Here is a 22,094-nt window from a genome sequence, read left to right as displayed (position 1 = left end):
TTTGCTTAAATTGGTGGATAAAAGAACCTGATTTGAACCGGAAGATAGCCCTTATTGTAATTTTATTTGCTGCGCTCCTGTGTTTTGCAGCCACAGCCGCGCTTCACTTCAATCTCATTTCCAAGCCCGGTTATGCTGATAATACAGCCAGAGCAGAACAAATAGCACAGCGAACACAGCATTGTATTGACAAAGCCAGCGCCGAAGCCAAAAGAATAGGCCGCCAGCTAAAAGAGCATACCGTTTCTTTCTCCGATCTGTTGCAACAGACGCATTATCCCACCTTTATCTACAAAGGCAAGCGCCTCATCTTCTGGTCTAACCACACCATTATACCGGAACTTGACTTAGCCGGTAGTTACCACCAGCCAGCAGTTGTCAGTAACAAGTATGGCGCCTTTATCGTGGTGCCTCATCAGACGCCCTACTATTCCATCTATGTTTACATTCCGCTGCAGGTAAACTATAGTATCACCAACAATTATCTCACCCCAAAGCTGTATCAACAGATTTTTGAGCAGGCGGATTTGCGCCTGGTGCTGGAGCCACGGGCCGGGCTGCCGCAGGTATACTCCCGCCAGAACCACTTTCTGTTTGCTATTGATTTTAAAGCAGGCAAAAACCAGTCGGGTACCGAGATGCTGCAATTCGGGCTGCTCACGCTGGGTACTGTCTTGTTTGTGCTTTTCAGCGTAGTTTTAAGCAGGCATTTTTTGCGGCGCAGGCAGTATAACAAAGGAGTGGCCGTGCTGCTCAGCCTGCTGATCTGCTTCAGGGTAGCGCTATTGTTGCTCAACCTGCCCTTCTCCATTGCCGAAACGGCGTTGTTTGATCCGAAACTCTATGCAGCATCCTTCTGGTCGCCCTCCATAGGCGATTTGGCCCTCAACATGCTGTTGCTGGCTACCACAGCTGGGTGCGGATTATATCTTTTCCGGAAAAATAATGTTCTTGCACACCTCAAACAACTGCCGGCGGCGAACAATCGCTGGCTGCAGCTGGGGTGCTTTGTGAGCTTTTACCTGCTGCTGGTGGTGTTGTACCGGTTTTACTTCGGCGTGTATCACAACTCGCCACTGGTGCTGGATGTGAGCCAGTCGCTTACGTTTACAAAGTATAAAGTTATTATTTACGGCGTGATGCTGCTGCACACTATAGCGCTGGGTATGTTTACCTACATGCTGGCTACCGTGTTATGGGTGCTCCTGCAGCGCGAAGCAGGGCAATGGCCTTACCAGTTGCTTGGCCTGGTTGCCGGTATAATGATACTCTTCGCTGCCATTTATGCTTCACCATTACTGCCGGTAATGTTGCTGGGCTCCCTGTTCTGGTTCCTCATCGTGTTGTCGGCACAGCACCGCCATACCATTAATTCGCCGTACCGCACCTACCTGTTCTTTTTTCTGGTGATGATTATCAGTGCCCTGACGGGAGCTTTCGCCCTTTACAATCATTACCAGAGCGAGCTGAAAATGTACAAGCAGGATTTTGCTTATAAGCTGCTGAAAGACAATGATGTGCTGGGAGAATACCTGATAGAGCATGTGGCCGACAGCATTGCGGCGGATGCCCTGATACAGATGAAAATGATGGGCCCCTATGTTGATGCAGACTTTATCAAGCGGAAAATCACGAGGCAATACCTGCGTAATTACTTCGACAAGTATGAAACCAGCGTGCTGCTTTTTGATAGCCGGGGCAGAACCCTGGAAAGTGCCGACACCACCGCAGCCACCCTGCAGGAACTGCGCCGGAAGTATGACAACCCACAAACACGTACCGAACGGCATAACCTTTTCCTGATAAAAGATCCTACCCGCCTCAACGCACGCATTTACCTGAAACTGATTGAAGTACCGATAAACAATGTACAGAAAGGTACAATTGTGTTGCAGCTTACGCTAAAAAAGCTGTTGCCCAACAGCGTGGTACCGGAGCTTCTGGTAGATCATCAGGATAATGAGCCTTATTGGATGGACATGCTCAGCTATGCTATTTACGATGGCACCAAGCTTCGCTACAGCGAAGGCGAGTATGATTATGCAACCAACTTTAACAGGAAATTAGTGACAAAGCCCGAACTGTTCCAGCAGGGAACCAGCGAGGGAGGCTACCATCATTTGGGCGTCAGAGGAGAAAACGGGCAAACCCTGATCATCACTACCGAAAAGTATGGCGGGCGTGAGGTGCTTTCTAATTTCTCGTTCCTGTTTCTGGTATTCGTTGCAGGCCTGATAGGCTGTGGCTTTTTATACCTGTTGCTGCAGCACCGCCGCATTCAGGAGTTCAGCCCTAACTTCAGCACTAAAATCCAGATATTTCTCAACTTTGGTATTCTGCTGCCGCTGTTGCTGGTAAGCATCACCACAGCGGGTTTGGTAACAGCCTCATACAAAAAAGATTTGATGAACACCTATGAGCAGCGCGGAGAGGCCATACAGGAAAACCTGGGCAAGCTGCTCGATGGCAAACTGGAGAAGGACGAACTGAAAGAGAAGGTGGAGGAAGTGGCTTCTATTTCGGAAGCAGACATAAACCTATACGACCCGAATGGCAGGTTGCAGATTACGAGCCAGCCGCTCATTTTTGAGGCGGGGTTGCTATCCAAACTGATAAACCCGGAAGCTTTTGCGGCCTTGTCGGAGCGGCAGGCGCTGCGGGTGTTGCTGGAGGAGCAGGCCGGTAACCTCCGGTTTAATGCTGTATACCTGCCACTGCGCTCCGAACGTAACCCCGGCGAATTGGAAGGATTTATCGGTATTCCATTCTTTGATTCCGAAAAGCAACTCGATCTGAAGCTGATTGAGCTTATCACGACCACCATGAACATCTTTACGGTGATGTTTATCTTTTTTATGGCACTGACATTCTTCGCCTCGCGGGCGCTGACAGTGCCGTTGCGTATGCTGGCCGGCAAACTGAAGCGCACCTCGCTAACAGGCAAAAATGAAATGCTGGCTTACGAAGGCGCGGACGAAATCGGCATGCTGGTAAATGAGTATAACCGCATGCTGCTGACATTGGAGCAGAACAAGGTGGACCTGGCGATGCAGGAGAAGGAGGCCGCCTGGCGAGAGATGGCCCGGCAGGTGGCCCACGAAATCAAGAACCCGCTCACACCGATGAAGCTCTCGCTACAGTACCTGCAAAAAGCCATCGCTGAGAAAAAACCGAATACAGAACAGCTTATCAGTAAAATAGCGCACACGCTCATTACGCAAATCAACATCCTAAGCGATATCGCTACCTCTTTTTCCAGCTTTACTTCCATGCCTGAACCCAAATCAGAGTTGATGGATGTGGCGGCGGCATTGCAAAAAGCCGTTGATCTGCACAACGACCCGGCCACGGCGGTACTGACAACCACGATACCAGATGAGGCAGTGATTGTAATGGCAGATGAAAGCCTGCTGGTGCGCACGTTTAATAACCTCCTGCTGAATGCCATACAAGCAGTGCCAGCCAGCCGGAAACCGCACCTGAAAGTAACATTGCAGGTAGAAGAGGCAAAAAATGCCGTACTGATTTCTATCAGCGACAATGGCAGCGGCATTCCGGCGGAAATACGCGGTAAAGTGTTTATTCCAAACTTCAGCACCAAGTATACCGGCTCCGGCATTGGCCTGGCAGTAGCCAAACGAGGAATTGAAAATGCAGGAGGCCGCATTTGGTTTGAGTCGGCGGAAGGGAAGGGCACCACGTTTTATATTTCTTTGCCGCTGGCCGTAGTATGAACAGGCGGGGCTTATACTTGCTCCTGACGCTGCATTTGTTCAGTATGCCGCTGTTGGCGCAACAGCCGCTGAACAACCAGCGCTGCCGTTGGTTGCGTGTGCGCGCAGAGCCGCAGGCGCTCGATTCGCTTACACTGGTGCCTGAATCGGTAACGTTTTCGCATCCCCGCAAGGAACAATTCGCTTTTGATTACAACTATACCACAAACGAGTTTAGGTTAACGCAATTTCCGGCCCCCGATTCGGTAGCGATAGATTCTTTAGGGACAATGATGCCGTTGCCGGATTCGGTGCTAGTATGTTTCAGGGTGTTGCCGCTTAACCTCACCAAACCAGCTTTTAAGCGCGATGTGGCCAAACTGGAGATGAGTTCTTTTCAGAAAAATTTCTACCAGGAGGACCTAACCACCAAAGAGGAGATTTTCCGGACGCCGGGCCTGAACAAAACGGGCAGCATTTCGCGCGGTATTTCGTTTGGCAACACGCAGAACGTATTCGTGAACTCCGCCTTAAATTTACAGTTAGATGGTAAATTAACCGACGACATCAGTATAACCGCCGCCATTACAGACCAGAATATCCCGTTTCAGCCGGAGGGCAACACGCAGCAACTGCAGGAGTTCGACAAAGTATACATCACGCTCAAACACCGGCTCTGGCAGCTCACGGCAGGAGATGTGGTGCTGCGCAACCGGCCGTCATACTTTATGCAGTTCTACAAAAATGTGCAGGGCGGCGCTTTTGAATTTACCAATGGAAAATCGCCGGAGCGGGAGGGAATCACGACAGTGGCGGCCTCTGTTTCAAAAGGAAAATTCGCTTCGCAAACCCTGCAAACACAGGAAGGCGTGCTGGGCCCTTACCGCCTCACCGGGCCAAACAACGAGCGCTTCATCATTGTGCTGGCCAACTCGGAACGCGTATTTCTGGATGGTAAATTGCTAATGCGTGGCTACGACTATGATTATGTGATAGACTACAATCAGGCCGAGATTACTTTTACCACCCGCCACGTCATCACCAAAAATACACGCATCAAAGTCGATTTCGAATATTCGGACCAGAACTATAGCCGCGGCATTTATCACCTGAGCCATTACCAGCAGCTCGGCAAACTGAACGTGTACGCCAATTACTACAACGAATCGGATAACCCCAACAGCCTGCTGAACCTGGACCTGGGCGATTCGGAAAAACGCCTGCTGGCAAGTATAGGCGACAGCCTGCAATTGGCCGTAACCTCTGGTGCCGAACAGGTGCCCTATGATGCAAGCCAGGTGCTGTACGCCCGCCGCGATACCAGCTACAACAACGGGCAAAGTATGGCTGCCATTTATGTATACACAACCAGCCCGGATTCCGCTTTTTACAACATGCGTTTCTCGGAAGTAGGGCAGGGGCGCGGCGATTACGTGGTATCAACAAGTGCCATTAACGGGCGCGTATACATGTGGGTGGCGCCCCTCAACGGCGTTCCGCAGGGAAATTATGCACCGGTCCGCGTGCTGCCAACGCCTAAAAAGAAGCAGATGATGAACCTGGGTGCTAACTACGAGCTGCAGAAAGGTATTAACTTTTACGTGGAAGGAGCAAGTTCACAAAACGATGTTAATCGCTTTTCTGACTTAGATGCGCAGGATGATAATGGCAAAGCGGTGCGCGTCGGCTATACGGTACAGGACAAACTGCTGCCCTTTCTGAAATCCTATCGGCTGAACAGTGTGCTGAACTATGAGTATACGGATGAAAATTTCACATCGATAGACCGTTACCGCCCCATTGAATTTGACCGCGACTGGAGTTTGACCAATACCGAAGCCAAAGCCGACGATCACATTTTTAACTTTTCAGTAGGAGCTGCGAAAGATGCGGCCAATCTGTACAACTATCGTGTTAGCCGCCGCTACCGTGCCGGGCAGGTGGATGGTGTGCAGCATTATGTTGATGTACTGAAACAGCTGGGCCGGTTAGAACTGTTGAGCCACTTTTTTATGCTGGATAGCGAGCAGCCGCAGCGGCAATCTACGTGGTATCGTGGGGATGTGGGGGCGAAGTATAACTTTGGCAAATTCTCGCCGGGCTATACGTACCGCTTTGATAAGAATAAGATTACGGCGCTTGGTTCGGATTCGGTGATTGGCTCTGCGCAGTATTTTGAGGAGCACTTACTGTATGTGGAGAGCAGCGACACAACCCGCACACGCTTCCGGGCAGACTACAGCTACCGCACCGACTGGCAGCCTACGATCGACGGGCATATGGGCTTGCCGGAAATTGGTCAGACCTACAATGCGCTGATGGAAACTGAGTTTAACCCGGAAAACAGGCTTGCGCTACAGGCAACCTATCGAAAGCTGAAACTGGCAAATGGCAAACAGGAGGAAACCATACAGTCGCGCGTAGACTGGAGCACGGGCGTTCTGGATGGCGCTTTCCGGTCGGAGTTGAGTTATGCGGTGGGGACGGGACGGGAGTTGAAGAAGATCTTTATTTTCCGGGAAACACTGCCGGGGCAGGGCACGCATTACCTGCGCGAGGGCGGCGACCCCAACAACTTGAACGATTACCTGGAGGCGCAAACCACAGACCAGCGGCGCTACATCAAAATATTCCTGCCCACCGACGAATACGTGAATGCCTATACAAATAACTTCACGTACCGCCTGACTACCAATACACCCCGCAGCTGGCATAGCAAGCCGGGAATGAAGGCCTTTGCATCGCGTTTTTCCATACTTACCTTTGTCAGCATCGACAAGAAAACAACAGACAATAACCTGGCAAGCCGCTTCAATCCTTTTAGCGATAGCTTTGAGGATGCGTCGTTGATTTCACTGGCTAAGTCGCTGCGCAATACGGTATACTTCAATCGCAGCAATCCCAACTATGGTGTAGAGTATACTTTCCAGCAAAACCAGCAGAAATCGTTGCTCGCCAACGGCACCGAAACACGCATTGTAGGCAGCCATACTTTAACTGGCCGCCTGAACCTGAACGAGGTGCTGAGTGCACAACTAATTTCAGAGCTGAACGTGCGGGAAAACCAGTCTAACTTTCTTGATTCGAAAAACTTTAGAATCGAAACAAAACAACTGACCCCGGAGTTGGCTTATCAGCCGAATACAAAGCTGCGCTTTACCGGTACGTACCAATTCGCTGTCCGGCAGGATGTGCTGGCTGCTTCAGATAACCAGCAGCAAGGCATCTTTCATGAGCTCGGGCTGGAAACCAAGCTAAGCCAGGTAAACAAACGCACTATGTCAGGCAATATCCGCTATGTAAACATTGCTTTTGACGGCGACATGAACTCCTATGTAGGCTATGAAATACTGAACGCGCTACGTCCCGGCAACAACATGACGTGGTCGCTGAACCTGCAACAGCGCCTGAGCAACGGCCTGAATCTTTCTTTTAACTACGACGGCCGCAAAGCCAATGGCATAGGCGCCGTGCACACCGGCCGTACACAGGTGTCGGTGCTGTTTTAGTATTGTAGATAAAAATAGCAAAACCCGGTAGGTTTTAGAACCTACCGGGTTTATACTTTATATTTTCTACTTTATACTTAGTGCTGCCTGCCTGTCATCAGGTAATTCTGCACATAGTCTTTTACGCCTTCTTCTAAAGTATAAAAAGGTTTATCATAGCCGATAGAACGCAGCTTTTGCATGTTGGCTTCGGTAAAATACTGGTAATTGTCGCGGATGGTCAGGGGCATGTCTATAAAGTCGATGTTGGCTTCTGCGTTCATGGCATCAAAGGTGTTCAGGGCCAGCGCCATAAAAGTGCGGGCTTCGCCTGTGCCTAAGTTATAGATGCCGGAATTCTTGCGGTGGTGCATCAGAAACATACATACTTCCAGCACATCTTTTACATAAATAAAATCGCGCATCTGTTCGCCGTCGGCATACTCCGGATTGTGGGAGCGGAACAGCGCCAGCCGGCCTTTTTCCATAATCTGGTTGTAAGCATGGAAAATTACGGAAGCCATTTTTCCTTTGTGGTACTCGTTAGGGCCATACACATTAAAAAACTTGAGGCCGGCCCAGAAGAAAGGCTTTGCCGTTTGCTCCAGCGCCCAGATATCGAAATCATTTTTTGACCGGCCATACGGGTTAAGCGGTTGCAAGAGCGGAATGATGCTTTCATCATCATCATAGCCCAGCGTGCCTGCGCCGTAGGTAGCCGCTGAAGAGGCGTATACCAATGGAATTTGGTATTCGCAGCAGGCATTCCATACTTTTTTGGAGTAGTTGAGATTCAGCAGGTCGAGCACATCCCGGTTTGTCTCGGTGGTGTCGGTGCGTGCGCCCAGGTGGAAAATGAATTCCACGCCTTCGTAGTTTTCATCCAGCCAATCGAAAAAGTTATCGCGATCCACGAACTCCTTTATCTTTTTGCCCTCTAAGTTTTTTTCTTTTTTGGCGACAGAAAAATTGTCCACCACCACAATGTCATTAAAATTATCCTCGTTTAGCCTGCCTACAAGGCAACTGGCAATAAAGCCTGCGGCGCCGGTTACTACAATCATAGTTTAGTTTTAAAGCCTGTAACGTAAATTACGCTAAATTTACGAAAATAATCCGGTGCCGGACTGCCTTGTGCAGCGCTGCCATTGCTATACGTTGAAAGAAAAAACAAAATCATACTTCAGAAGCCTTTGCCTGCTGTGTCTTTTCTTGGTGTTGCTTTTAGCGGCCTGCAGCCATGAGAAAAAAGCAGGACAGAGTAAGATAGTACTGCACGACGATTTAGGCCGGGAAATCCGCCTGTCAGAACCGCCAAAGCGGGTGATGGCGCTGGCCTCATCTATGACGGAAATGCTGTTTGCTGTGGTAGATACAGCCAATATCGTAGGCCGTACGCAGAACGATGACTACCCGGCTGCCGCTTTGGGCAAGCCTGTCGTAAACAATTATCCGGTAGATTACGAGCAGGTGCTGCGCCTGAAGCCTGATATAATTTTTACGATAGAAGGCATCACGCCGCTCGATGTGGCAGCCCGGCTCCAGGAGCTGAACATACCGGTATACTATCAGAAGTATGAAAAGGTGGAAGATATTTTCTCCGGCCTCGAAGACATCGGGCGGATAATGGGCCGGGAGCAGCAGGCGCAGCATCTGGCCGATTCGCTGCGGGAGCAAGTGGCTGTAATCCGGAAGCGCCATCAGCAGGAGAAAGATCCGCAGCGCGTGCTGGCTATTACGTGGAAGGACCCGATTTACGTGTACGGGCAGAATACGATTTTTACGGACAAGTTGCACATTCTGGGAGCGGAAAACGCGGTGCAGGAAGTCTTTGAACAGCCTTACCCCGCCCTGACGCGCGAGTATATTCTGAAGTTGAACCCGGATGTGCTGCTGGGCGATTCGCCTGAAGTTTTCGAGGAAAAGTTCTTCAGCCTCTACCCGGAATTGCGCAGAATCAAGGCTTATCAAAATAAACGACTCTATGAACCAACCGGGAACCTGTTGGAGCGCCCGGGTCCGCGCGTGGTAGAATCCATACTGGAACTGGAGCGGTTTTTATACCCATGAGGCAGGCTGCATACTTTATACTTGCCTTGCTGCTGGTCCTGATAATTTTACTGCTGGGCTTACAGGTGGGGTCTTTTGAGTCTGATGCGGCTACGATTGCCAATGCATTTCTTCATTACAATGCCGATAACACCACGCATTTTGCCATCATACATCTGCGGCTGCCACGGCTGTTGCTGGCGCTGGTGGTAGGCGCTTCGCTGGCTTTTTGCGGATACCTGATGCAGGCGATGGTAAACAACGGCCTGGCTGACCCATACCTGCTCGGTACCGCTTCCGGTGCCTCCTTGGGAGCGGTAATTGTTTTCTTTGGCTTTGTGCCGATGACGTTGGCCGGAATTTATATGCCGCCCGTTTTCGCGCTGGCTGGTGCTTTCATCGTTACGCTGGTAGTGGTAATGCTGGGTTACCGCAAGCGGCAGCTTATTCCGGCGCAACTGCTGCTGGCCGGCATTGCTATTAGTTCTCTCGGAACCGCCATCGTGGGTTTGCTCACTTTTTTGTCCGACTCCGAAGGTAAGTTAAAGGCTGTTATTTTCTGGTCGATGGGCAGCTTTGAGCGCGCCAGTTGGGATTTATTGCCTTACCCGGCAACGGCGCTGCTGCTGGCGTTACTGCTGTTTGCTTTTTACCAGAAGCAACTTAACATACTTTTGCTGGGCGCGGAACGGGCGCAGGCGCTGGGCGTACGGGTAGCGCGCACCCGCTGGATTATACTTGCTACCATATCTGTAGTAACAGGTTTTGCGGTAGCCACGTCGGGACCGATTGGTTTTGTTGGCTTAATCATACCGCATGTAGCGCGCGGGTTGATGGGTACTACAGGCCGCTGGAACCTGCTGTTCTGCGCATTTATCGGCGGTTTTTTTATGCTGCTCTGCGATTTGCTCTCCCGCCTGATTTATCCGCCTGCCGGATTACCAATTGGAATCATTACTTCGTTCTTTGGTGTTCCTTTCTTTGTATATTTGCTGTTCAGAAAAAATTACAACTTCAGAGGTTAGCATGATTTACGTAAGCAGGTTAGAGCACTTTAACGCAGCCCACAAACTGCACAACCCAAACTGGTCGCTGGCTAAGAACAAGGAGGTTTTCGGGCCCTGTGCCAATGCCAACTGGCACGGCCACAACTACGATCTGATTGTAACCGTGAAAGGGAAGCCTGATCCGGACACCGGGTTTGTAATCGACCTCAAAAAGCTCAGCACGCTTATCCGCACGCACGTTATCGACAAGGTAGACCACAAAAACCTGAACCTGGATGTCGCGTTTATGGAAGACAAGATGGCTAGTACAGAAAACCTGGTAATTGAGTTCTGGAAAATACTGGCGCCGCGTATTGCTGAGATTTCAGATAAAAATGCTGCCTTGCATAGCCTTAAACTATACGAAACCCCCCGCAACTACGTAGAGTATTTCGGCGAGTAAGCAGCAATTGGTTGCGGTAAGCCGCTTATACTTTTGCCTGCACCGGCAGCTCTAAAAGCACAACATCTCCATGAAATACTATGTTATAGCCGGTGAGCGTTCCGGCGATTTACATGCTTCCAACCTGATAAAGCAGCTGCGGGTACAAGATCCTGAAGCGGACATACGCGGGTGGGGCGGCGATATGATGCAGGCTGCGGGTATGGAGTTGGTGCAGCATTACCAGGACATGGCCTTTATGGGCTTTGCCGAAGTAGTAAGTAATCTGCCCAAAATTCTTGGCTTTATTAAGGCTTGTAAGGCCGATATCCAGCGCTGGAAGCCGGATGTGGTGGTTCTGGTAGATTATGCTGGCTTTAACATGCGCATCGCCCGTTTCGCCAAAGCCCGTGGGCTGAAAGTGTTTTATTACATCTCCCCTAAACTCTGGGCCTGGAATCAGGGACGTGCCAACAACATCAAAAAGCATGTGGATAGGATGTTCGTGATCATGCCTTTTGAGGAGGAATTTTACAGCCGCTTTAACTATAAAGTGGATTATGTAGGTAACCCGGTGAACGATTCGGTAACAGATCACGTAGCCAGCACCGACTTCAGATCCCGGAACAAACTTTACAACAACAAGCCCATTATTGCCATACTGCCGGGCAGCCGCAAGCAGGAGATAGAAAATATGCTGCATGTGATGTTGCGCGTACTACCCTCATTCCGCGATTACCAGTTTGTGGTGGCAGGCGTTTCCAATTTCTCCGCAGCCTATTACGAGCAGTATAACAAAGACCCGAACATCAAGATAGTATACGACCAAACCTACGACCTGCTTGCACATGCCAAAGCTGCGCTGGTAACATCCGGCACCGCCACCCTCGAGACAGCCCTGTTTGGGGTGCCGCAGGTAGTATGCTATAAAACCAGCGCCATTTCCTATGCTATCGCCAAAATGGTAATTAAAGTGCCCTATATCTCGCTTGTAAATTTAATTGCGGACAAGCCCGTCGTGGTAGAATTGATTCAGGAGGATTTCACTCCTAAGAAGATCGTCCATGAGTTGAAAGAGATACTATTCGACAAACACTTTATACAGAAGCAGAAAGAAGGATATGCCCTGGTGCGCAGCAAAATAGGAAACTACAGAACAGCCGAGCGTGCTGCCGAACTGATGGTCAAGTATCTGCAAGAAGGATAGAAAGATTTTTTATGCCGCAAGTTTAGCGATAGGGCAATGTGGTTGTAAATGGCCGCAAGTTTTATCTTGCGTAAATTATACTATGAATACGCGCAAGTTGATAACTTGCCTCATGAAAAACGATAAATTATCGCTGCACTCAAACTTGCGGCAGCGGGTAAGTATAAACAGAAAGCCCCGGCATTTGCCGGGGCTTTCTGTTTATATATGGTATACTTGCTTTATACTTCTCAGGCAACGCGCAGCTGCTTCAGCGTGGATTTGTCGAATTTCTTGCGGGCGTAGTCGCCGGTAATCACCAGTTCCTGGGCACCTGCATCATCAGACGGCAGCTCGAACATGGCATCGGTCATAATGCCTTCGCAGATAGAACGCAGGCCGCGGGCACCCAACTTATACTCCGATGCTTTTTCTACAATGTAATCCAGGGCGTCATCATCAAAGGAAAGCGAAATGTTTTCCATCTCAAAAAGGCGCTTGTACTGCTTCACAATAGAGTTCTTGGGTTCCAGTAGGATCTGACGCAGGGTTTCTTTGTCCAGTGGGTCCAGGTGGGTGAGTACCGGCAGGCGGCCGATAAGTTCTGGTATCAGGCCGAAGTTTTTCAAATCCTGTGCTGTTATGTAGTTCAGGAAATTCTCCTGTTCTTCCACTTCATCCATCTTCGACTTAGAGAAGCCGATAGGGCGCGTGTTCAGGCGGTTTTTGATTACCCTGTCGATGCCGACAAAAGCGCCGCCGCAGATAAAGAGGATATTCTCAGTGTTTACCGTAATCATTTTCTGCTCCGGGTGCTTGCGTCCGCCCTGCGGTGGCACGTTTACTACAGTACCTTCCAGCAACTTCAGCAAAGCCTGCTGCACACCTTCACCACTCACATCGCGGGTTATAGACGGATTGTCGCTTTTACGGGCAATTTTGTCAATCTCATCAATGTATACAATGCCGCGTTCGGCAGATTCTACATTGTAATCGGCAGCCTGCAGCAGGCGGGTAAGTATACTTTCCACATCCTCGCCCACATAACCGGCTTCGGTTAGCACAGTGGCATCAGCTATACAGAACGGCACCTGCAGAATACCCGCCATCATACGCGCCAGGTATGTTTTGCCCGTGCCCGTTTCGCCCACCATAATGATGTTGGACTTCTCAATTACCACATCATCTTCGTTGGTGCGCTGCATTAGGCGCTTGTAATGGTTATACACCGCCACCGACATCACCTTTTTTGCCTGATCCTGGCCCACCACAAACTGGTCGAGATAAGCTTTCATCTCCTTGGGTTTCATCAGGTTAAACTTCGGTGTACGGCTGTTAGCGCGTATTTTATTCTCCTCGTTGAGGATTTGCTGCGCCTGCCCGATACAACGGTCACAGATGTGTGCATTGATACCGGAGATCATCACCGATACATCCTTTTTGTTCTTTCCGCAAAATGAGCAGGTAATTTCAGCCATATAAAGTAATTGAAACTGGACAGCTCCGGCTACTTAAACCATTGCATGGGACAAAGATACAAAACTGAAAGACTTTATAGGTATATTTTTTTTTTCGCAAATGGTGATATAGCGCTAAAAGAAGTATAAAGATTCTAAAATAAATATTTTTATATTTTTGCGTATGTGTCTGTTATATAGCAGTTTATAGCAAGTATATATCCACAACTACCTGTTGATAATTTTTTTTAGTTTTTTTAACTTTTACTGTAATGGGGCTTGTTTGTGATATGAAGTTGTGAGAAAAGTGCAAAAAAGCCCGTACTGGTATTACCAATACGGGCTTTGCTGTTTAGTCGTTATACGGCTACGCTTTGCGAACCAGCACTTCGTCTATCAGGCCATACTCTTTCGCTTCCTCAGCTTTCATCCAATAGTCGCGGTCAGAGTTATCGTATACTTCCTGGTAGGTTTTGCCGGAGTGCTGCGCCAGAATCTCGTACAATTCTTTCTTCAGCTTGAGAATCTCGCGTGCAGTGATTTCGATATCAGAGGCCTGGCCTTGCGCACCGCCCATCGGCTGGTGAATCATAACGCGGGCGTGGGGCAGGGCCGAGCGCTTGTTGGCAGCGCCACCAGCCAGCAGCACCGCACCCATCGAGGCGGCCAGGCCGGTACAGATGGTAGCCACATCCGGGCTTACGTACTGCATGGTATCATAAATACCCAGGCCGGCATACACCGAACCGCCGGGGCTGTTGATGTACAGCAGGATGTCCTTCTTGGCGTCAGCCGACTCCAGGAAGAGCAGCTGCGCAGTAATAATATTAGCAATAAAGTCATCTACCTGTGTGCCCAGGAAAATGATGCGGTCCATGATCAGGCGCGAAAACACGTCAATCTCACGGAAGTTGGTGGGGCGTTCCTCAATTACAGAGCGTGTCATGCTTTCGATGGTATGCATGGCCTTGCTTTCCACATGATGGAGATACTGATCTACGCCCAGGCTGCTCATGCCCTGGCCTTTTACGGCAAATTTCCGGAACTCGTCTTTGTTAAACATATCTTGTTTAGGTTTACGGTTTATTCAAAAATAAAAAAGTCCTTTTATAAAAAGGACTTTTTGTAAGATTGTATTTTATATGCGCTTATACTAAAACGACATATTTCTGAAGTCCTCAGCTGTTATTTTCTTATCTACAACAGTTATCTGCTCTTTAAGTTTTGCAAGCACTTTCTCAGCGAGCAATTGCTCATATTCCTGTATGTAGTTACGGCCATTGTCCTGGTTCAGGTGCTGCTGGGCGTAGCTGTTCATACTTTCTGCCAGCTCTTCCGGAATCTCCGGCATGTTAAACTGGGCCAGCATCTTCTGCTTGGTAGCTTCTACTACTTCCTCGTTGCTTACTTTCAGCTCGTTGTCAGCCACCAGCTTGTTCTTGATCATCGACCACTTCAGCTCGCGCACATACTTGTCAAAGTTTTCGTCGATTTGCTCGGCAGTTAAACGGCCTTCGTTGGTTACCAGCAGCCAGCGCTTAAAGAACTCGGTTGGCAATTCCGCATCCAGGTTGTCCACCAGCGAGTCGATAATGTTACGGTTCAGCAGGTTCTCGGCCTCAGTCTTGTAGTTCTCTTCAATGGTCTCGCGCACTTTGGCGTCAAACTCTTCTGCCGAATGCACCTCATCTTTGCCGAAAAGCTTATCAAAAAGCTCCTGGTCCAGCTCAGCCGGCTCTGTGCGGTTTATCTTTTCTACTGCAAAGTCAAATTCCCCGTTCAGGTTGGCGGCGTCGTCTTTGCTCAGGCCGGTTACATGGGCCAGGGCAGCATTGTCGTCGCCAAAGGTTTTACGTATGTCGAAGCGGATGGTATCACCGGCTTTCACGCCAACAAATTTGTCCTGGCCTTCTACCACGCGCGTCGTCGGGATAAGCGTCTTCACTTCCACATCGCCCTCCACCTGCTTCAGGTCGCCATAAATAAAGTCGCCGGCTTCAGATGTTTCCGGGTTCGTGGTTTTGCCGAACTGGCGTTTCAGGTTTTCGTAAGCCTCGTCAATCGTATTCTGGTCCAGCTCTACGGTGTATCCCTCTACGCTTTTATCCAGCGGAAGGTTGAAATCCGGCAGCAGGCCTACCTGGTAGGTAAATTCAAATTCTTTCTGGTTATCCCAGTCAATGTTGTTCTGGTTAGGCTCCGGAAGTGGTTCACCCAGCAGTTTTACATCGTTTTCGCGGATATACTTGGTGATTTCCTCCTGCAGTGTTTTGTTGATTTGCTCTACCAGGATGCTCTTCCCATACATTTTCTTTACCAGGCCAGCCGGTACTTTGCCAGGTCTGAAGCCTTTGATCTGGGCTTTTTTGCTATATTCTTTTACCTGCTGATCTACTTTCGGAGCGTAATCTGCCTCTTCCAGCACCACTTTCAGTTGTGCGTTGGTGCTGTCGGTTTGGTTTAATGTAATATTCAAGGCTTAAAAATTTTTAGTTGGAACATCTGGTAAAAACAAACCCCCAACAAAGTTGTTGAGGGTTTGTTCGGGTGCGGATGGAGGGACTCGAACCCCCATGCCTTGCAGCGCTAGATCCTAAGTCTAGTGCGTCTACCAATTTCGCCACATCCGCATGCGCGCTTTTAAACGACGGTGCAAATTTACGCAGCATATCTTTAAATACAAGACCCAAGCCAAAAAAAGACAAAAATTTATACCTTAAGGCAATAGCGGCCCAAACATGCCTATAGCTTTAATTATATATAATCGCTGATGTGGGCTTGTGGCGGCGCGTTGGTTGCAGCCTAATATTCCGTTATATTTGAAACTTATAACGCCACAGCCTTATTATACTTATAGATGCCCGTAAGCGGCAATCTGGTACAGGCAAATGCATAGCATGAGAGTTATGATTGATCCGGAAGCAGAACGCAAAGAAATCTTAAGACATTACCGCAGATTACTCAGGTACGCCAAGCCTTTTTTGCAGGACAACGATCCTAAGATCATCAAAAAAGCCTTTAATACTTCGCTGGAAGCGCACAAAGACATGCGCCGCAAATCCGGGGAACCTTACATTCTGCACCCGCTGGCCGTGGCGCAGATTGCCGTGGAAGAGATTGGCCTCGGCACCACCTCTATTGTAGCGGCGCTGCTGCACGACGTGGTGGAGGATACGGAAATGGAGATAACCGATATCGAGCGTGAGTTCGGGCCGAGCGTGGCGCTCATCATCGAAGGACTCACCAAAATATCGGGCGTGTTCGACTACGGTTCGTCGCAGCAGGCCGAGAACTTCCGCAAAATGCTGCTCACGCTCTCAGACGATGTGCGCGTTATACTTATCAAACTGGCCGACCGCCTGCACAACATGCGTACACTGGATAGCATGCCGCGCCACAAGCAGCTCAAAATTGCTTCCGAAACCATGTACCTGTATGCCCCACTGGCTCACCGCCTGGGTTTGTACGCCATTAAATCGGAGCTGGAAGATCTATACCTGAAGTATACCGATACCGACACGTACAAAGATATCTCAAACAAAATCCGGCAGACACGCGCCGCCCGCAGCAAGTTTATCAAAGATTTTACGGCGCCGATAGAAGAGGAACTACGCAGGCACGGATTTAAATTTGCGATTAAAGGCAGGCCGAAATCCATTTACTCTATCCTGAAAAAAATCAGGAAACAGAACATTACGTTTGATGAAGTATACGACCTGTTCGCGATCCGGATTATACTGGATGTGCCCCTGGAAAACGAGAAAGCCGCCTGCTGGCAGGTATACTCTATTATAACAGACTTCTATCAGCCCAACCCCGACCGCCTGCGCGATTGGGTAAACACACCCAAAGCCAATGGTTACGAATCGCTGCATACCACTGTGATGAGTAAATCGGGCCAGTGGGTAGAGGTGCAGATACGCACCAAGCGCATGGATGAAATTGCCGAGCGGGGCTATGCCGCCCACTGGAAGTATAAAGCCGGTGGTGTGGCGGGCAGCGAATCAGGGCTGGAGCAGTGGATAAACAAGGTGCGCGACATGCTGGAAAACAACACCGGCAACGCCCTGGAGTTTATGGACGAATTCCGCAAGAACCTGTTTGTGGAGGAGGTGTTCGTTTTTACTCCCAAAGGCGAGCTGATTATACTTCCCGATAAAGCCACCGCCCTGGATTTTGCCTTTGAGATTCATACCCATATTGGGTTGCAGTGCCTCGGGGCCAAGGTAAACCAGAAGCTGGTGCCGCTCAGCTATCGCCTCAAAAACGGGGATCAGGTAGAAATCCTGACTTCGCAGAAGCAGAAGCCGAACGAGGAGTGGCTGCAGTATGTCGTTACATCCAAAGCACGTACAGGTATAAAAGATGCCCTGCGCGAGGAACGCAAGACAAAGGCAGAACAGGGCAAAGCTATACTTGACCGCCGCCTGGCACAGCTGAATATTCCGTGCACCCAGGCGAACCTGAACAAACTGATGGCTTTCTTTAATGTGCCGGCGCTGCAGGATTTATACTTCAGGATAGCTACCGGCTACATCGATAGCAAACACATCAAAGAAGTGATTTTTACTGCAGCTTCTGATAAAACCAACTCAATGCTGGAGCCCAAGCTCTTTGACAAAGAGGTGCAGAAGATACGTGGCGTGAACCCGGATATGCTGGTGATAGGTGAGAAGTCCTCTAACATGAACTATAAAGTGGCGGAATGCTGCAATCCTATACCTGGCGATGATGTGTTTGGTTTTGAGACAGGCGATGAGGATATCGAAATCCACCGCACCAACTGCAAGCGTGGCATCGAGCTTATGTCCAACTATGGCAACCGCATTGTGCGCGCCAAGTGGACAGATCAGAAGGAGCTGGCTTTTCTGGCAGGTATCCACATAAAAGGCACCGACCGGATGGGATTGGTAAATGATTTAACAAAAGCCATCTCTACGAGTTTGAAGGTAAATATGCGCTCTATTACCATCGACTCGAACGACGGAATTTTTGAGGGCAACATCATGGTGTTCGTCAACGACACCAATCATTTGGACAAGCTGATTCAGCGGATGGGCAAAGTACCCGGTATACTTACCGTGGAGCGCTTTGAGTAAGAGCGCGCTCATCTTATACTAAGATAGTAACTATGGCATTAAATGAAGTTAAGTTTGGGGAAGTAAAGAAGATCTTTACGGCTTACTTAGAGAGCAAGGGCCTGCGTAAAACGCCGGAGCGCTATGCTATTCTGGAGGAGATCTACTCCCGCGACGGCCACTTTGATGTGGAATCGCTTTACATCAGCATGAAAAACAAGAACTACCAGGTGAGCCGCGCCACGGTGTACAACACCCTGGATTTGCTGGTAGAAAACGATTTGGTGAGCAAGCACCAGTTTGGCCGCAACCTGGCACAGTACGAAAAATCATACGGCTACCGCCAGCACGACCATGTAATCTGTACCGAGTGCCACAAGGTGGTGGAGTTCTGCGATCCGCGCATTCATACCATCCAAACTATGGTAGGCGACTTGCTGAATTTTCATATCTTGCATCATTCGCTTAACCTGTACGGTATCTGCGGCGACTGCCGCGCTAAAAAGGCCACACTAGAACAGCAACATGAAATATCAGGCAGAACTGAAGGATGATATCCTGTTTATCCGGCTGCAAGGCGACCTGATAGCAGGCGCCGATACGCAGGCAATGATGGAGGAGGTGGACAACGCACAACGTACCAACGTGCAGCTGTGTGCCATTGATCTTTCGGATGCGCGCTTCATCGACAGCGGTGGTATGGGTGTGCTGGTGTCGGTGCTCACCAAGTTCCGCAACAAGGGTGGCGAACTGGTACTCATCAAACCATCCGACCACATCCGCAAACTTCTGATTGTTACCAAGCTGAACGCTATTTTCACTGTTGCAGAAAACGATGAATTTGCCGCGCAGTTTTTGAAAGAGTCAATTTATTAGCGTTCCGGAGATCATGCTATCATCTGTCTAAGCGGCGGTAATTATAAACAACCTCTTTCTGGTCATCGGATAAATTCTAACACCGCTTCGGCTAAAACATACATTCAAATTATGAGAAAGTTAGAAATCATAGTTGAGGATCAGGATTACCATACATTGAAACACATTCTTCAGCATATAGATATTGTAAAGTCAATTGTTGAGAAGGATGTTGAGGAGAAGAGGGAGCGTATCGACGTAACAGGCAATAAGTATAATCAGGTACATAAACCTAATGTTGAAACCCAAATTCCTTATACTGTTGATGAAGTAACACTCATGTCTCAACCGTCACTGGCTGAAGAATGGGATAGCGAGGAAGATTCAGTTTGGGACCAATACTACAAGGAAACCAAATCGGCTGAAGATTCTACCTCTCAATCATAGCTGCTATGGCTGAGATAGAAGATGCTGATATTAATGTCTCTCTTAATTATCAGCAGGGCGATATTGTTTGGGTGCCTTTTCCCTTCACCGACTTATCCAGGACGAAAGTACGGCCGGCTTTAATCATCTCCAATCACATGGTCAATAAAACAGGTGATTATTTGCTGATGATGATCACGCACGTAAATAAAGGTGATTCGCTGTCGCTTGAGCTCAATGAAGGAGATTTTGATGGACCACCTTTGCCTTACAAGAGCTACCTGCGCTTGCATAAAATATTTATTCTGAACAGATCTCTGATAGAAAGGAAAGTGACAGCCAGCCACCAGGGAGCTATTGAACACGTAGTATTTTCGATTACACGTCTGCTTCGATAACTTACCTAATCAATCCGAATTCAAGTTTCTCCTCAGATTTTTAATCCTGATTAATAATATTGCTACATTTGGGCGTAAAAGCGATTACTTATTTCGGAATCAGACTTTAAGAATAGTGGCTTGATAGTTCAGGATTTTATGCTTTGTGCATAATCAGGGTATTAAGCAGCGCAATTCTCAAAGAAATCAATTTATTAAAACATACATGGCAGTTGATATATTAATAGGCCTGCAGTGGGGCGACGAAGGCAAAGGTAAAATCGTAGACGTGCTCGCGCCAACCTATGACATTGTAGCACGTTTTCAGGGCGGCCCCAACGCCGGGCATACTTTGGAGTTTGAAGGCACCAAGCACGTCCTCCACCAAATCCCATCCGGTATTTTCCATCCGCATATTCAGAACATCATTGGCAACGGCGTTGTGCTGGACCCCATTGTGTTCCGTGCCGAGATGGAGAAACTGCAGGCAAGAGGCGTAGATGCTGCCAGAAACCTGTTTATCTCTAAAAAAGCATCGCTTATACTTCCGTCGCACAAAGTGCTGGATCGCGTGTCGGAGGAGGCGCTCGGAAGCGGTAAAATAGGCTCTACACTAAAAGGCATCGGGCCAACTTACCAGGATAAAATTGGCCGCGTCGGCCTGCGGGTAGGAGATATACTGGCCGAAGATTTTGAAGACCGCTACCATAAATTATTGGACCGCCACCGCAAAACCGTGGAATATTATGGGCAGACCCTGGAGCTTGGCGATCAGGAGCAGGTGTTCTTTGATGCCGTGGCATACCTGCGTACCCTGAAATTGGTGGATAGTGAGTACATGATTAACGATGCCCTTGCCGCCGGCAAGCGCATACTGGCAGAGGGTGCACAGGGTTCGTTGCTGGATGTTGATTTTGGTACCTATCCGTTTGTAACATCTTCTACTACATTGGTAGCAGGAGCTTGTACCGGACTGGGAATAGCGCCGCATCATATTGGTGAAGTATACGGTATCTTTAAAGCCTACTGTACCCGTGTAGGCAGCGGGCCTTTCCCGACAGAACTGCTGGATGAAGAAGGAGAGAAGATAAGAAAGGCTGGAAATGAATTCGGCTCTACTACCGGGCGTCCGCGTCGTTGCGGCTGGATAGACCTGCCAACGCTGAAGTATAGCATCATGCTGAACAGTGTAACCCAGCTTAACATGATGAAAGCGGATGTGCTGACAGACTTCGACACCATCAAAGTATGCACCAAGTATAAACTGGCTTCCGGCGAAATAACAGACAGGGTGCCGCATGCCATGGAAACCGAGATCATTGAGCCTGTTTATGAGGAACTGCCGGGCTGGAAAATTGACCTCAACCAGATAGAGACAGTAGAAGATTTACCGGAGGCTTTTGTGAATTACCTTCGCTTTTTAGAGCAGCACCTGCAGGTGCCGGTAACCATCGTATCTGTTGGCCCTGACAGGAAGAGCACGCTCATCAGAGAAAAGATGGAAGTATAGAAGTATAAAACGCAGCAGTAGAACAGGCTACCGCTTGCAAGCGGTAGCCTGTTCTTTTTAAAGAGAAAATTATTGGAATAAAATTTCCGGAATTGTTTTGAAAGTCGGAAACAGATGCTACTTTTGCATCCCCTTTAGCAGGAAGGGGAGTCTGAAAAACCGAGATTATAAGGAGAATAGAGTATAAGGAATACAATGTAGCCTGCCTTAATAGAAAGGGGGTATTATCATGTATTCGGAAATAAAATTCAACTGAAAGGCTGAAAAAATATTTCTTTTATACTTGCTTGCACTCGGACATATAAGTGTTACTTTTGCATTCCGGTTCAGCAGGGGCGGGGTTTAGCGGGATAGCGGGCAGAGAGGGAAAAAATAAATTGAAGGCTTGTGCTTGTGTTTGGCGCAGGAGTTTGTAGTTTTGCAGCCCGCTTGGGCCGGCAGGGCAGCTGAAAAATATTTTTCTTAATTTGTGTTGCGGGATAAAGAGGAAGTTGTACCTTTGCATCCGCTTTCCGAAAGAAGGGCAG

At 48.8% G+C, this 22,094-nt stretch carries 17 protein-coding genes and 1 tRNA gene; 12 read left to right on the top strand and 6 right to left on the bottom strand.

The window, feature by feature from the left end:
* Positions 1-32 precede the first annotated feature (32 nt).
* Both I2I11_RS11250 and I2I11_RS11245 read left to right on the top strand, forming a co-directional pair.
* A complete protein-coding gene (locus I2I11_RS11250; RefSeq protein ID WP_230680106.1) occupies positions 33-3,734 on the top strand; it encodes a sensor histidine kinase in 3,702 nt (1,233 codons plus the stop codon).
* Positions 3,731-7,222, top strand: a complete 3,492-nt coding sequence (locus I2I11_RS11245; protein ID WP_196267810.1) for a hypothetical protein — start codon at positions 3,731-3,733, stop codon at positions 7,220-7,222. The genes I2I11_RS11250 and I2I11_RS11245 overlap by 4 nt, the downstream gene beginning before the upstream one ends.
* Positions 7,223-7,299: 77 nt before the next feature.
* Here the strand turns inward: I2I11_RS11245 and rfaD are convergent, their stop codons facing one another.
* On the bottom strand, positions 7,300-8,265 hold the full coding sequence (gene rfaD / locus I2I11_RS11240; RefSeq protein WP_196267809.1) for an ADP-glyceromanno-heptose 6-epimerase: 966 nt from the start codon (positions 8,263-8,265) through the stop codon (positions 7,300-7,302).
* Positions 8,266-8,359: 94 nt separating this feature from the next.
* Here rfaD and I2I11_RS11235 point away from each other — a divergent pair, with 94 nt between their 5' ends.
* From I2I11_RS11235 to lpxB, 4 genes are all read left to right on the top strand, one after another.
* A complete protein-coding gene (locus tag I2I11_RS11235; RefSeq protein WP_230680103.1) occupies positions 8,360-9,271 on the top strand; it encodes an ABC transporter substrate-binding protein in 912 nt (303 codons plus the stop codon).
* Positions 9,268-10,275, top strand: coding sequence for a FecCD family ABC transporter permease (locus I2I11_RS11230; protein ID WP_196267808.1), 1,008 nt, complete (start codon positions 9,268-9,270; stop codon positions 10,273-10,275). The genes I2I11_RS11235 and I2I11_RS11230 overlap by 4 nt, the downstream gene beginning before the upstream one ends.
* Position 10,276: 1 nt before the next feature.
* On the top strand, positions 10,277-10,699 hold the full coding sequence (locus I2I11_RS11225) for a 6-pyruvoyl trahydropterin synthase family protein (protein ID WP_196267807.1): 423 nt from the start codon (positions 10,277-10,279) through the stop codon (positions 10,697-10,699).
* Between the two features lie 70 nt (positions 10,700-10,769).
* On the top strand, positions 10,770-11,885 hold the full coding sequence (lpxB, locus tag I2I11_RS11220) for a lipid-A-disaccharide synthase (RefSeq protein ID WP_196267806.1): 1,116 nt from the start codon (positions 10,770-10,772) through the stop codon (positions 11,883-11,885).
* A gap of 230 nt (positions 11,886-12,115) precedes the next feature.
* Here lpxB and clpX read toward each other — a convergent pair whose 3' ends face one another.
* The 4 genes from clpX to I2I11_RS11200 all read right to left on the bottom strand — a co-directional run bounded on the left by clpX (position 12,116) and on the right by I2I11_RS11200 (position 15,951).
* A complete protein-coding gene (gene clpX / locus I2I11_RS11215; protein ID WP_196267805.1) occupies positions 12,116-13,342 on the bottom strand; it encodes an ATP-dependent Clp protease ATP-binding subunit ClpX in 1,227 nt (408 codons plus the stop codon).
* 346 nt (positions 13,343-13,688) lie between these two features.
* Complete coding sequence (locus tag I2I11_RS11210; protein ID WP_230680101.1) at positions 13,689-14,384, bottom strand: ClpP family protease; 696 nt, start codon at positions 14,382-14,384, stop codon at positions 13,689-13,691.
* A gap of 90 nt (positions 14,385-14,474) precedes the next feature.
* On the bottom strand, positions 14,475-15,797 hold the full coding sequence (tig, locus tag I2I11_RS11205) for a trigger factor (RefSeq protein ID WP_196267804.1): 1,323 nt from the start codon (positions 15,795-15,797) through the stop codon (positions 14,475-14,477).
* Between the two features lie 72 nt (positions 15,798-15,869).
* Positions 15,870-15,951 (bottom strand) — tRNA-Leu (locus I2I11_RS11200).
* A gap of 267 nt (positions 15,952-16,218) precedes the next feature.
* Here I2I11_RS11200 and I2I11_RS11195 point away from each other — a divergent pair.
* From I2I11_RS11195 to I2I11_RS11170, 6 genes are all read left to right on the top strand, one after another.
* Complete coding sequence (locus tag I2I11_RS11195; RefSeq protein ID WP_230680100.1) at positions 16,219-18,420, top strand: RelA/SpoT family protein; 2,202 nt, start codon at positions 16,219-16,221, stop codon at positions 18,418-18,420.
* Positions 18,421-18,452: 32 nt separating this feature from the next.
* Complete coding sequence (locus I2I11_RS11190; protein WP_196267803.1) at positions 18,453-18,953, top strand: Fur family transcriptional regulator; 501 nt, start codon at positions 18,453-18,455, stop codon at positions 18,951-18,953.
* Positions 18,925-19,275, top strand: a complete 351-nt coding sequence (locus I2I11_RS11185; protein WP_196267802.1) for an STAS domain-containing protein — start codon at positions 18,925-18,927, stop codon at positions 19,273-19,275. The genes I2I11_RS11190 and I2I11_RS11185 overlap by 29 nt, the downstream gene beginning before the upstream one ends.
* A 111-nt stretch (positions 19,276-19,386) precedes the next feature.
* Entirely contained in the window at positions 19,387-19,701 is a 315-nt protein-coding gene (locus tag I2I11_RS11180) for a hypothetical protein (RefSeq protein WP_196267801.1), read from the top strand.
* Positions 19,702-19,706: 5 nt separating this feature from the next.
* A complete protein-coding gene (locus I2I11_RS11175) occupies positions 19,707-20,078 on the top strand; it encodes a type II toxin-antitoxin system PemK/MazF family toxin (protein WP_196267800.1) in 372 nt (123 codons plus the stop codon).
* A gap of 205 nt (positions 20,079-20,283) precedes the next feature.
* Positions 20,284-21,567 carry an adenylosuccinate synthase gene (locus tag I2I11_RS11170; RefSeq protein WP_196267799.1) on the top strand — a complete coding sequence of 428 codons (1,284 nt, stop codon included), beginning with the start codon at positions 20,284-20,286 and terminating at the stop codon, positions 21,565-21,567.
* A 277-nt stretch (positions 21,568-21,844) separates the two neighbouring features.
* On the opposite strand, the gene I2I11_RS21280 is transcribed toward I2I11_RS11170, so the two are convergent.
* Positions 21,845-22,094, bottom strand: a 250-nt coding sequence (locus I2I11_RS21280) for a hypothetical protein (RefSeq protein ID WP_230680098.1), incomplete at its 5' end; no start/stop codon positions are given.

It is taken from the genome of Pontibacter rufus (assembly GCF_015694705.1).
Classification (GTDB): domain Bacteria; phylum Bacteroidota; class Bacteroidia; order Cytophagales; family Hymenobacteraceae; genus Pontibacter; species Pontibacter rufus.
The sequence above is the reverse complement of the archived record's forward strand: the minus strand, read 5'-3'. Positions and strand labels throughout refer to the sequence as shown.